General features: G+C 67.6%; 7 protein-coding genes. 5 read left to right on the top strand and 2 right to left on the bottom strand.

The window, feature by feature from the left end:
* From ACLJPY_RS50005 to ACLJPY_RS49990, 4 genes are all read left to right on the top strand, one after another.
* Nucleotides 1-2,138, top strand: a 2,138-nt coding sequence (locus tag ACLJPY_RS50005; RefSeq protein ID WP_410598070.1) for a site-specific integrase, incomplete at its 5' end; no start/stop codon positions are given.
* On the top strand, nt 2,135-4,036 hold the full coding sequence (locus tag ACLJPY_RS50000; RefSeq protein ID WP_410598069.1) for a hypothetical protein: 1,902 nt from the start codon (nt 2,135-2,137) through the stop codon (nt 4,034-4,036). The genes ACLJPY_RS50005 and ACLJPY_RS50000, both read left to right, overlap by 4 nt.
* Nucleotides 4,033-6,165 carry a hypothetical protein gene (locus tag ACLJPY_RS49995; RefSeq protein ID WP_410598068.1) on the top strand — a complete coding sequence of 711 codons (2,133 nt, stop codon included), beginning with the start codon at nt 4,033-4,035 and terminating at the stop codon, nt 6,163-6,165. The genes ACLJPY_RS50000 and ACLJPY_RS49995 overlap by 4 nt, the downstream gene beginning before the upstream one ends.
* Nucleotides 6,162-6,608: a hypothetical protein gene (locus tag ACLJPY_RS49990; protein ID WP_410598067.1), complete on the top strand. Its 447-nt coding sequence runs from the start codon at nt 6,162-6,164 to the stop codon at nt 6,606-6,608. Before ACLJPY_RS49995 ends, ACLJPY_RS49990 begins: the two co-directional genes overlap by 4 nt.
* On the opposite strand, the gene ACLJPY_RS49985 is transcribed toward ACLJPY_RS49990, so the two are convergent.
* On the bottom strand, nt 6,603-7,379 hold the full coding sequence (locus ACLJPY_RS49985; RefSeq protein ID WP_410598066.1) for a Long-chain-fatty-acid--CoA ligase: 777 nt from the start codon (nt 7,377-7,379) through the stop codon (nt 6,603-6,605). The two genes, ACLJPY_RS49990 and ACLJPY_RS49985, sit on opposite strands and share 6 nt — an antisense overlap.
* Before the next feature lie 335 nt (nt 7,380-7,714).
* Between ACLJPY_RS49985 and ACLJPY_RS49980 the strand changes: the two genes are divergently transcribed.
* Entirely contained in the window at nt 7,715-8,146 is a 432-nt protein-coding gene (locus ACLJPY_RS49980; RefSeq protein ID WP_410598065.1) for a histone-like nucleoid-structuring protein Lsr2, read from the top strand.
* Between the two features lie 93 nt (nt 8,147-8,239).
* Here ACLJPY_RS49980 and mobF read toward each other — a convergent pair whose 3' ends face one another.
* Nucleotides 8,240-13,354, bottom strand: a complete 5,115-nt coding sequence (gene mobF, locus ACLJPY_RS49975; protein ID WP_410598064.1) for a MobF family relaxase — start codon at nt 13,352-13,354, stop codon at nt 8,240-8,242.
* Between the last annotated feature and the right edge of the window lie 168 nt (nt 13,355-13,522).

Genomic DNA, 13,522 nt, shown 5'->3' with positions numbered 1-13,522 from the left:
AGGAGATCACGAAGGCGGCAATCGTCACTCCCGCATCCAAGCACGCCTCCGGCGGCTCACCGGGAGCCACCCTGACCTCGACCAGCATCGCTCGCTGTCTCGTGAGACATCTGAAGCTGGGGAACGGCGGCTTCAGCCAGCTTTCGCAGTGGGGAACTTGGGCGTGCGGCCCCAGTCCCCGTGAATACGCGGCCCGGATTCGGCGCTACCGCGACGAGATCGGTCGGCTGCTCTGGGCCGCGCCGCAGGACCACATGTGCGAGAACACGATCCTTAAGCGCACGGGGCTCGATGTTGCACAGCACCAAGAACTGACAATCAGCAACTATGTGGAGCTGCGGTCCATCGACGCGACCCTGCCGTTCATCCCGGTCTTGCAGGGGCAATCCATCGAAGACTATCAGCGCTGCGCCGATCGCTATGAACAGCGCGGGGTCGACCTCGCCACGGCCCCTTTGGTGGGTGTCGGCAGTATCTGCCGACGCCAGCACACCGCCGAAGTTGAGTCGATCCTGCGTTCGGTCGCGCTGCGAGGCTACCGGCTGCACGCATTCGGAGCGAAGTTTCTGGGATTGGCACGCTACGCCGACATCATTGCCAGCAGCGACTCAGCCGTTCTCTACCTGGTCCGTAGTTGTTGGTGGATGTTGATCTCTAGCCTTCCGTCCATGAGGACTGCGTACGCGCCAGGAAGTTGGATCGTGTTCCGCTACGACCTGGAACACGAACCTATGCTGGACGAAGACCACCTGTTGATGACGTACGCGGTCGGCGTTGATCGTCTTCAGGAGCGTGGCCGCAGGCACGGTCAGCCGTTCCTGCTCGGACCGGACGGCCGGCCGGACGATCGGATCAACGAGTTCTTCGCTTCGCGGCGGATGCTGGGACGCTCGCCGCTGACGTGGAAGAAGTACGCACAGTCGTTGGGAATGTGGCTGAACTTCCTGCTGGTGCTGCACCGGGCGTGGGATGAGGCCACAGAGGACGACGCGGAGTACTTCAAAGAATGGCGGCTGACGGAGCTGAGCAACCCGCAGCTGGTGCAGCCGAGCACGTTCGCGACGAATCTGGCCGGGTTGCGCGCGTTCTACCGCTGGGCAGCGCGTCGCTACCAGGTGACCGACCCGGTGGCCGCGACGGACGACTTCGACGTCAAACCACGCGGCGTTCGCCGAGAGGATGTCAAGTGGCTCGATCCTGCTGGCTATCGCCGATGGCGTGATCTCGGGTTCCGCGGCCTGGGGCTGGACGGTCGCGCCGATCGTTCCTGGCGGGGGCGCAACGAGCAGCGGGACACCGCGTTCGTCGAGGGCCTCTATCGCACCGGGCTGCGGCTGACCGAGTGGGCGAGCGTGCTGCTGACCGAGTTGCCCGAGGACGTCCCCGGGCGCGGTTTCCGAACCTGCGAGCTGGCGAACGCCTGCGCCAAGGGCGGCTACGGTCATCCGTACTGGATCCAGCGCGCAGCGCTGCTGGGAGTCTTGGACTACGTCGAAGGTGCACGGGCCCGGACGATCCGGGCGGCGCAGCGCACCGGCCGCTACGACGCACTGAGCAACACCCGCGTGGTGGTCGGGGTGCGTCGGAATCGGTTGATCGTGCAGGAGCCGGACGGCCGGCACAGCGAGCCGGCGCTGGACGCGATCGGCCCGTGGGGACGCCGGCGCCTGTTCCGCAGGACGAAGGCCGGGCTGGAGCCACTGGCGCTCTGGCTCAACGAGAACGGGATGCCCCGGACACCGCACGGCTGGCAGCACAGCTTCGCCCAGGCGAATGCCCGCATCGCCACGCTCGGCCTGATCGGGTTCAGTGCGACGCCGCACATGCTGCGCCACAGCTGCGCGCTGCGGTGGTACTCGGTCGGTCGTCTGGCTTACGAGCGACGCTTCGCGCACCTGAGCGAAGAGGAGACCAAGGACTTCCGCGCTCAGTTCGGTGACACCTGGGACCTCGTCGCCACGATGCTCGGGCACCGCAACCCGCAGACGACCCGCCAGCACTACCTGGAGCCCTTCCGCGCCTTGGACGTCGAACTGCTGCTGCAGCACGCCCATGACGCCGCGGTTGACGGGTTCTTGACGAGCTATCTGGCCGACCATCCCCGAGTGCGGACCGACCCGTTGCAGGAGGCGATGTGAGCACCGGCCGACGCGCGGCGCTGCCCTCTGCCGGCTACGCACCGGCCACCCGGATGGTCGACGACACCGCCTGCCGCATCAGGTTCGTGCCGGAGAATCCCACGCAGCAGCCGAGGAACTTCGACTTCACCGGCTGGCCGGTGAGCCTGCCGCTGCGCCGGGCGTTCGCAGCCGCGTTCGCCGAGCGGACCCGAGCAGGCGGCAAGGTCCGGAGCGCCGAATCGGCTTACAAGACGTTCCGCACCTTGGGCCAGTTCGCGGAATACCTCGGCGAACTGCGGACATCCCCGACCACGCCGGCGGAGTTGACCCCAGCACACCTGACAGGCTGGTTTCTGCCGCGCCAGCACCATGTCGGCGGCGCGATCAAGCTCGGAGAGCTGAAAACCACGCTCCGCAAAGTCGAGGGCACCAGCGACGAGTTCCGGTCCGCGCTGGTGGAGCGCAACCCACCGCGCGCGGTGATGACGTCGAAAGCCAGCTACAGCCGTAGTGAGAACCAGCGGATCCTCAACGCCGCCCGCGCCGACATCCGCCGAGCCACCGACCGCGTCTACGGCAACAGGGAGCTGCTGCGACGCTGGCGGGCCGCCGAACTCGACGACGAGCCTGAGGCGATCTACCGCCGCGGCGAGTTGCTGGACTACGTCGACCAGCATCTCGACGTTCCCCGCTACACCTCGACCGGCGCCGCCGCGAAGCTCTGGGTCCAGCAGCTGGGCACCGTCGAGGCCCACATGACCGCCCTGCATCTGTCGAACATCGAGGCCGCCGCGTTCGCGGTGCTGTTGGCCGGGCTGACTGGGCAGAACAGGAGCACGATCTTGAATGCTCCGGCCGGGCATCACCGGCCCGACGGCTACGTCGGCGAGATCGCGACGGCGATCGTCGAGCTCGACAAGCCACGCCGCGGCGCCCGCCGCCACATGGACTTCCCGCTGACCAGCGTCCCTAGCTGGGCGGGCCCAGACCGCAGCGCGGCGACAAGCGTCGCCGATGAGGCGCCGGGTGCATCTGCGCCGCGGGTGGACCTCCACTCAGGATTCGGTGTCTTCACGTTGCTGCACGAGCTGGCCGCGCCGGCCCGCGACGCTCTCGGAACGGACCGCTTGTTCGCGTTCTGGGCGGGAACGGGCTCGGGGGTCGGCCGCGGACTACGCACCCGTTTCGACAGCCGGTTGTTGCCGGCCTGGGCCGAACGGCACGACCTTCCCACCGACGCCGCCGACAAACCGGACGGCGGCGAGCGGAAGCAGCTGCAGATCACGTTCGGCCGGCTGCGGCTGACCTATAACGAGCTGCAGCAACGCCCGGTCGCCCACACCGAGAAAACACTGGCCAACGAATACCTGGCCCGCAATCGTGGCAACCTCGCCGACTACCAGAAAGTGGTGGCCGCAGCACTTGCCGAACAGGTCACCAAGGCCTCGACCCGAGCACGTCTGCACACGCTGACCGAAGCCGACCTCGTCGACGCGCGCGAACAGCCGGCCCGCGTCGCCGCCCGGCATGGCATGGACACCGCGACCCTGCAGCGCATGCTCTCTGGCGAACTGGACACCGTCCTCGGCGCCTGCGTCGACCACACCAACGGCCCCCACACGGCTGCCGGCCAGCCTTGCCGGGCCTCGTTCATGCTCTGTCTGAGCTGTCCCTGCGCACGAGCGATGCCGCTGCACCTGCCTCTGCAAGTCCTTGTCCATGACGCGCTGACCGCGCGCCAGGCCGCGGTCACCCCGCTGCGGTGGGCCCAACGCTTTGCCCTGCCGCATGCGCAGCTGGCCGACCTGCTCGACCGCGCCGGGCCGGTCGCCGTCGCGGACGCCCGGCGCGACGCCACGCCGGCTCAACGCGAACTCGCCGAACGGTTCCTCAACCGAGAACTGGACCTGTCATGACCCGCCCCGTTTCCACCGACTCCAGCGTGCTCACCCTGCCACGCCTTGAGACACCGGTCCTGCTGCACCGCAAGCACAATCCCACCGTTGACCCGGCCCGGCTTTCGGTGTTCCGCGACGACCGCTGGGATCTCACCCCGGGCTTGTTCGAGGCGCACGCGGTGACCTGCCGGCTCAACTTTCTGCCCGTCCCCGTCGGCTTCCGCGACCACGCCAAGCACTACATCTGGCAGCTGATCAATCACCAGCCGCCGCGGCGGCTACGCGGCACGCGCGGCACCCGGCTGGCGCTGCGCAGCGTCTCGCTGACCCTGCCCCGGATCACCACGTTTCTCGCCTGGCTGGACACCCACCGCATCACCAGCTGCGACCAGGTGACAGCCGAAGATCTGGATCGCTACCTCGCGGCTGTCGTCACGTTGGAAGCCACCACCAGCATGAAGTCGAGCCTGTTGGTGGAAGTGCGACGGCTCTGGGGCTACCGCGACCAGTTGCCGACCGCCATGCGCCTGTCCGAGATGGAGCCCTGGCACGGGGATGACCCCAAGGATCTGCTCGGCGGTCACGTCCGGCCGCGGGAGAACCGCACCCCGCGGCTGCACGCCGATACGATCGACTTGCTGCTGATGTGGTCGCTGCGGTTCGTCGAAGATTTCGCCGACGACATCATCGCCGCCTTCCACGAGCATCTCGGTCTCTATCCCTATGGCCCTTCGACTCGCAAGCACTGCATCCGGGTGGACCGCCGGTCGATCGACGAGGTCCTGCCTGACCTGGTCGCCTACCTCAAGCGGCTGAGGCGTCGCGGCGAGGGACTGCCCGGCCGGGTCGGGGAGGGCGGTGAACTGGAGGTCGACTGGCCACACCTCGTGCGGTTGTTCCGCAGCGCCACCAGTGCCTTTCCCCGCAGCGAGCGGTTGCGTGGACCTGTCGAGCGCTCGGGTTTGCCCATCGCTGGCGATGCCTATCTCGACGCACCGGTCACCGGCCTCGTCGATGGCCGGCCTTGGCGCAGCACCCGGATCGGCTACACCGAAGCACTCGAGCTGGCGGCTTTGCTTCGGACCGCCTGCCTGGTCGTGGTCTCCTATCTGTCCGGCATGCGCACCGGTGAGGTCCTCAACCTCGACCGCGGATGTCTGTCCCAGGACCGGGCGAGCGGAATCTGGACGATATCGGGCAAGAAGTTCAAGGGCGCCTGGGACGAGGACGGCAACAAGATCCCGGAAGGTCAGCTGCGCGAGGACCCCTGGGTCGTTGTCGAGCAGACAGCCCGCGCGATCACGGTGCTGGAACGGCTGCACGACTGCGCGTTGCTCTTCCCGACGGAGCTGCATCCGCACCTGGGCAACCGAAGCCGCACCCGCCGGGGCTTGGCTCGGCGCGCCGGATCGATCCCTTATGATGTCGCGGCGTTTCTCGACTGGGTCAAGGACTACTGCGCGCACACCGGACGCGCTCACGAGGTCATTCCGCCGGATCCGCAGGGCGCGATCGGCGCGGCGCGGTTCCGCCGCACCCTGGCCTGGCACATCGTCCGAAAGCCTCGCGGACTTGTTGCCGGCGCGATTCAGTACGGGCACCTGCATCTGCAGATCACACTCGGCTACGGCGGCTCCTACAGCTCAGGCTTCCCCGATGAGCACGCCTACGAGGACTGGCTGTTCCGGCTCGAACGCCTCGCCGAGGATCACCAGCTGCTCGCGGCCGGGGAGCACGTTAGCGGGCCCGCTGCGGCCACCTACGTCCACCGGATCACCCAGGCGCACCAGCAGTTCGCCGGCCGCGTCCTGACCAGTCCCGGCCAGGCACACGACATGCTTACCAATCCGCTGCTGCAGATCTATCCGGGTCGGGCGATGACCTGCGTGTTCGACCCGGCCAAGGCGCTCTGTCAGCTGCGCGGCAACGAACGCGACAACCGGGCCACGCCGGATCAGGACGACTGCCGCTCCAGCTGCCGCAACATCGCCTACACCGACCGCGATATCACCATCTTCCGGAAGAAGGCCAAAGATCTCGAAGCCTTGCTCCGAAACTTTCTCGCGCCGTCGCCGCGTTACCACCGCGCTCGTGCCGAACTCGACCGAGTCCGCGGCATCATCCGCAACCACACCCGGACGCGGTGACCACCACCATGAAGACCGCCACCACGTCATGGCCCGTCCGGGAAACCGATCCACAAAGGATCGCCATCCTCGGTGCCGCCGACCGGCTCCTCGCCGGAATCCCAAGCCGGTCCACCGGCAACTTGTCCACCGTCCAGCTCGCCGTCGAAGCCGACGTCAAGTACTGGGTCGTCGCTCAGAAGCACCCTGATCTGCGCGACCACTTCCAGCAGCTCGTCGTTCACGCCCGTCGAACCGCCGCCGCGGTTCGCGACAATTACGACCCCCACACCCGGTTACAACGGGACCACGACGCACTCAAGAACCACTGCGCCGAGCTCGAAAAACTCGTCCGCACCTACGCGCAGGTCATCAACGAACTTGCCCTGGAGAACAAGGCGTTGAGGGAGCAGGCGACCTCTCCGCGCACAACCATCACGCCGTTGAGGAGATCGGACTCATGATCCACCATCAGCTGCTTGCGGCTGGCCAACTGCGTGCTCCATCCAGACGTTCGGTTCCACATAGACACCGACATTCAGCTCCGTCGTCGCCAGCACCGGCACCAGAGCGCCGTCGACCACGTTCGCCCCTTCATCCAGCGAGCTGCCTGTCCACGACTGCCACTGGGCGAGAGAGCCGACGATGGTCATGGAAAACGGCGCCACCTTGACGAATTGCCCGCCCAGACGTTCATGAGCACGAATCCACGGGTCGGCCGATGACCCGTCGGGGCGCCGCCTGGCAAGGAACTGCTCCATGGGCAACGACGGAAGCTGATCTTTCGTCGTCGGACGAACCGGGATGACAAGCCGGGTAAGACCACGTTCGCGAACCGACTGCCGCAAGAATGTCAACGCCTCCGCAGCGATCCCTTCGCCTCGCCGGTCACTGGTGACCTGCACGTCGAGCGCCGCCACACACGTTGGGGGTCGTTCATCCAGTGCGTCTTCGATCGCCCAGATGATGATCCCGTCCCAACCGTGATCCGGGAGCTCTGACCGCGCGGTGTCGGGAAAGACGAGCGGCACGCTCACCGCTCGGGCGACAGGAACGTCGCCGTCGAGAACGACCAGGAAGTACTCGGGCCAACGGATGGCGAGACGGCGAGCCCTTGTCAGCGCAGCGATCTGGTCGTGCTGCATGAACTCGGCCCCGATATCACCCAGCGCAAGCGCTGGCTCCAACAGATCCGGCCGTTCAGCCAAGTTCACGACAAACACGATCCCGCCCATCCTCGACCTGCATCGGAGCACTGACATCATGCCCCAACCACTGGTCGTCCCAGCAACTCATTTGGCCGAGGCCAACACAACAGCTCGCACCCGAGAGAGAACTCTGGCCTGGTCCTTCGCCGCGCGGTGGCAGCCGCCACTGCCTGAATGCCGCGGCCACCGTCGGTGCAACAACTGTGTGACGTTCGCGCTCCGGTGGCGACGCAAAGTCCTCAACACGATCAAAGCTGCCGAAGGCAAAACCGTAACTGCAGCGTCGCTCGGCGGCGTTGAGTTATAGTGACGTTGTCCGGCTTATCTCATTCGCAGCAGGGGCTACTGGAGGTCTTCCCGCTATGGCGCAAAAAGTTCTCGTGGAGATGGTCGACGACATCGACGGCGAGGTGGCGAACCAGACGGTGCCGTTCAGCCTGGACGGGGTGAGCTACGAGATTGACCTGTCCGATGCAAACGCCGCCGCGCTGCGTGATGAACTCGTCCGCTACATCGAGGCGGGGCGCCGTGTCGGTGGCCGCAAGGTACGGCTGGCAGCCGGAGAATCCACCCAAACCAGGAAGCCCGGCACCGCCGCCGCGGACCGCGAGCGGTCCCGCCGGATCCGTGAGTGGGCCAACGCCAACGGCTATTCGGTGTCTGACCGCGGGCGCCTCTCCGCGGAGATCATCGAGGCGTTCGACGCGAACGACGGCCAGCCCATCGTCGAGGAACCCGCCCCGGCGGCGCGCAAGCGCACCTCGCGCAAGAACGTCGCGGCCGCGAAGAAGTAGAACTCCGACTGACAGCACCGAACACCGGCGCTGGAAGATGTCCGGCGAAGACGGTCACGCGACCGTCTTCGCCGGACGTTGCTGACAGGAAGCTCAGTAGCTGAGCCCGCGGTGGGCGCTTTCGCCGTAACCGTGGTCCTGGCCATCGACCAGTTCTTCTTCCAGTTCGGTGCGCCGCGCGGCCGCGGCAGTCTCTGCCTCAGCGTCCTCTCGCTGTTCCTTCTCCGCGGCGACTTCGGCGTTGAACCGGGCGACGTAGGCGTCGACGCCGTCGCGCAGTGATTCGCGGGTCAGCATCACGTCCGATGCGGCGTCTTCGCGGTCGGGTGTGGTCATCAGGTGCCTCCATTGCCGGGTGATGTCCTGCCAGGCGTCGGCTCGAAGGTCGTTGCCGGCAGGTTGCTGGCCAAGCGGGGAGGCAGCATCAGCGGTCGTGATGCCGTAGGTTTCACGATACGCCGCAGCCAGCCCGACAAGCTGATCCCACTGCCGCGCAAGTGCGGCATCCTCGGGACGTGCACCAAAACGCGCGAGCCACGCCGGTTGCTCCCGTATGACCTGGTCGCGCAGCTGGTCAGTCCGTGCGGTGATCTCCGCGTTCAGGGTCGCCAGTCGTTCTAGGGAACCGTGGTAGTTCGCCGCGTACGCGAGATCGGGTTGAGCCTGCCAGGGCAGCGCGGAGTGGTGTCCGTTGCCGGCGTCGTGCTGGCGGACAAGTGCGCTCACCAGCGCGACCCCGGTTGTCCGCGGGGCGGTGTTCTCGACACCGGTCGTCGTCGCCGCGATCTGGCGGACGGCGTCGGTGAGCGCGGAGTCGGGGTCGAGTCCTGCGGTGGCTCCGCCGGCGGCGTGGCGCCACACGATGCCCCAGCGCTCCTCGGTCACGGCGGCGTCGGGTAGGTGAGCGGCGACGATCTGCTGCCAGCGGCCGATCTGCTCGTCGGTCGCCGGGGCGACCCTGGCGGGCGCATCGTGCGTTCGAATGTGGTCATTGATGCGCTTGGCGAGCACCGAAGCCGGATCTTGCGCCCAGCTGAATCCGCGTTCGTCGACCAGGCCACGGACGAGACGTTCAGCCTGCCACCCCCGGTCCTGGGCGCGCGCCAGCGCCGCCAGCGCGGCGGGCTCGGCACCGGCGTTGACCGCGTCGGGGACGTAGCGGGCGAGGACGTCGAGGTAGCGGTCCTCGTCACCGTCGCGGGCCAGCAGCTCGTAGCGGCGGATGAGCACGTTCAACGGCTCGAGCGCAACGCGGTCCTCGACGTGATCGAGCTCGGCGAACACGTCGTCCAGCTCGGTGATGTGATCCGTCGATGGTGGCTCCGTATGTGCGGATGACGCGGACGCTGGCGTCTGCCCGAAAGTGTCCCAGCGCTCGCTCAGGGCGCGCCAAGCATGCGCCCTGGCGCCGTGACTACCGGGCTCCTCGCCTAGTGGCGCCTCGCCGTCGATACGGAAGGTCTCGCGGTAGGCGGCGACGAGGCCGACGACCTCGTCCCAGTCCTCGGCGGCGATTGGGCTCTCCGGTCGCGGCCCGAGGCTGGCTGCCCACTCCGGCTGGTCCCGAATCGCCGCGGCGCGCAGCTGTTCGACGCGGTCGGCGATCGCGTGGTTCATCTCGTGCAGGTACTGGGCGTGCCCGGGGTGGTGGCGGACGTGGGCGAAGTCGGGGCGGGCCAGCCACGGAACGGCGCGTTGATGAGCCTCACCACGTTCACCTCGGCGCTGCAGCTCGGCGGCCAACGCCGCGTCGGCGTAGCGGTCATCCGGCATCGGATCCGGCACCACCGGACGCGCCGCGAGCTGGTGGGCGACGACGGTCAGCGCCGCGTCGACGTCGAACCCGACCGCCACCCCGCCGGCGGCGCGGTGCCAGACCTTGTCCCATTCCGGGTCTTCGGCGGCTACGTGCGGGGCGATCGCGTCGATGATGCCGCGCCAGCGAGTGACATTCGCAGGTAGCGGAGGTGCCGTTGGTGAGGGTGGATTACGACCCTCAAGGTGTTTTCTGATCCGGGCTTGCAGCGCGGCGCCCGGGTTGTCGGCGTCGTCGAGCGACTGGCGCCAGCGCATGACGGCGGCGACGAGCGGGTCGGGCTCCCAGCCGAGGTCGTGGGCGTTGCGCAGCGTCTGGATCAGCGCCGCTTCGCTGTCGAGATCGATGGTGGAGGGGGCCCTGCGGGTGAGGATGGCGCGGTAGCAATCCTCGTCGCGGTAGGTCGCGGTGTAGTTGTAGCGCAGCACCAGCGTCCCCATGGACACCGCTTCGTCCTGCTTCTCCCGCAGCGTCTCGGTTGCGGAGACTTCGGCGCCGGAGTGGCTCAGCACGCCGGTGAGCACCGACTCCGGAGACACCGGTTCCGGGGTTTCGCGGTGCTGGTCGATGACGTGGTGATGGGTGACGACGTAGAGGAAGTTGCCCAGCATGGCGCGGGTGACGCCGGGATAGAACTGCTCCCTAGTCATCGTCGGCGGCACCAGCAGGTGAGCGTTGCCGGTGCTGGTCATGCCCTGAACCCGGTTGATGGTGGCGGCGTATGCGAGCTCGACGTGCGCCTGGACGTACCCGGCCGGCAACGTGATCGCGGCCTTGTGCACCCGGTGCTGCACAGTGATCTTGCCGGAGCGGTGCACGTCGGTGATGGTCCAGACGTCGCCGTTCTTGACGAAGTCGCGCCCACCGAACAGCGACAGCAGCCGCTGGTTGTGCCGGGTCACGACCCAGTCCCCAACCCCGGCGGTGGTGGCGTCGTGCAGTTCGACCTCCCGGCCACGATCGACCAGGCCACGAATGAGGCGCCGTTCGCGGGCGTCGATGTTCAGCGCGACGGTGTCCTCGTTGGTCGGCACGATCAGCAGCGACTGCACGCCGGCGTCGAGGTCGGCCTGCCAGTGCGAGCGGGCGGCGTCGCGCATCGTCTCCAGTGACCCGTCGGAAACCCGGCCTGCCTCGAAGTAATACTCGAGTCCCCTCGGGTTCCCGGCCCGGATCTGCAACGACGCCGCGGCTTGCTCTTGCCGGTCGTCGCCGCGGAACCGCACGATTTGCCGGAACCGAACGGCGCCGACGTCGTGGGCGATCAACCGGATGGCGCCGCCGGCCTCGACTGCGGCCAGCTGCGCGTCGTCCCCGATGAGCCGCACGTCGGCCCCGTTCTTCAGCGCGTACTTCACGACCTTGTGGAGCGTGTGGGTGCCGGCCATCGCCGCCTCGTCGACGATCACCAGGTCTCCGGCTTCCATCGGGAACGCCCGATGGGCGAACCCGAACCGCAGCGCGGTGGTCAGCTGGTGCAGGGTGTGCGGCTTCGCGCCGATCGACGCGCCGAGTTCCTGCGCTGCGCGGGCGGAGGGGCCGAAGGCGTAGACGCGGTGCCCGGTGCGCCGCCACGCGCTTGCCAGGACCTTCATTGCCGAGGTCTTCCCGGCGCCGGCCGGGGCCAGAGCGAGTTGCAGGCGTCGGCCGGAGCGGGCGAACTGGCGCACCATCTCCGTCTGCCCGGTGTTGAGGCCCTGCCCGGTCAGGGCTTTCTCGACGGTGTCGATGCGGAGCCGGTGGCCGCCGCTGCGGCGGGCCCAGGCGACCAGGTCGCCCTCGGCGGCGAGGATTGCGGTGGTGGTGTAGCGGGTCGAGTTGTGTTCGACGAACACCGACTCTCCGTCGCGGCGGCGCAGCGACGCGGGTTCGTTGACCGCGGTTGGGCCGACGAGGGCGAGGGTGTCGGGCTGGGCGAGGATGGTGTCGACGACGTCGTCGACGAGCCGTTCCCGCTTGTCGACGGGCACCTTCAAATGTGCGGACTGGCGGTGGGCTTCGGCGGCGAGGTTCCACCAGGAGAAGTGGCTGTAGTTGTAGGAGACGACGTCCCTTGTCGCCTGGGCGAGTTTGGCGATGTCGAATGCATCCGGTTCCGCGCGTCCGGTGAGGAACACGCGGTCGGCGAGTGTGTCCAGGACCGCGGCGGGCACGATGCTGAGCGCGTGCTCGCGCCACGCCTTGAGATGTTCTGGAAGCGTCTTGGGAGGTTTCTTGCCGGGGCGGTTGTCGTACTGGGCGGCGCGGTCGATGGCGAAGAGGTCTTTAGGCGTCGGCTCCCTCCCGTGCTTGGCCGTGAACTCGACGATGCGCTTCGCTCGGGCGGCTTCGAACTGGCGGTGGCGCTGGGAGAACAGCTTCACCAGCTCGACCGGGACACCTTCGAGCTGCCACACCGGGCGCTTCATGTCCACGCCCTCCGCACCGCGCTGTACCCAGGACGCACCCTGCTCGCGAAACAGGTCGCGCAGGCGGTTGTCGAAGTATTCCGACGCGGCGACGGTCGCGGCGAACATGGTGCGCCCGTCGAGCGCGGTCCATTCGCCGTCGTCGCTGCGCTGCACTTTCGAGGAGATCAGCACGTGGAAGTGCAGGTGCGGGTCAGCGGCGCGAGAGTCCCAGTGCTCAAACATCGCGGCGGTGATCCCGTTGACGTCGACCTGGGCCTCGCCCATGTTCCCGCGGCGGGTGTAGGCGATGTTTCGTTCCATGTAGGTCACGGTGTCCAGCGCGGCTTGGCGGGCCAGATCGACAATGCGCTTTCGCCCGGCCGGTGGCGCCATCGCCCACGCGATGGAGAGGGTCTTGTCGTAGCTGAACACGGCCTCGTACCCGGAGACCGCGGACTTGAGGTTGCGTTTCTGCTCGGCCAGCCATCCGGTCAGCTCTGTGTCGCCGGCGGGTGCGTTGCCGTCGTGGGCTGTGCGGTAGGCCTGGATCTGGACGCCGCGGCGGATCTCGGCGCGTGTGGCCGCGGAGATCGGTGCGCCAATCGGCTGCCCGTGCAGGCGGTTGTGGTCTTTGTACGCCTGCGACACCTGGGAGCGCAGGTGATCCAGTGCAGAGTACTGCGGGAACCGCCGGCCCAACCGGGTCGCCTTCAGAGCCTCGGCGCCGGTGGCGCCGTCGGCGATCATCTCGGCTTCGATGGCGTCGGCGTGCGGGTGCCGGCCTTCGCCGAACAGGGCGTTCATCTGGGCAGGGCTGACTGCGCCGGAGAGCCCTAAGTGCTCCGCTCCGGCGCCTAACCATTGGCCTGCCGGGTAACCACGGGAGAGGTAGTAGTCACTTAACAGCTCGCCGGGCGCGAGCTCACGGCTGCGATCGGCGCACGCCACCGTGTTCGTGAGGTACTCATGACCACCAGGGCTCAGCTTCCGCAAGCCCATCATGTCTACACCAGGCTACGCCGAAAAGGCGGTGGCGCCCACCTGGTTACTGGTAACGACGCGTATTCGTTCGGCGCGTGTTCGTTGGCGGGGAAGTTGAACCTGCGGCCTGCTCATGAAGTGACGACAAAGCTCCGGATGGACGCAGGAGTTGATCAGTACAGGTAGCCT

This window comes from Amycolatopsis sp. lyj-23 (assembly GCF_046549135.1).
Lineage (GTDB): Bacteria > Actinomycetota > Actinomycetes > Mycobacteriales > Pseudonocardiaceae > Amycolatopsis.
This window is presented reverse-complemented; position numbering and strand designations above follow the sequence as displayed.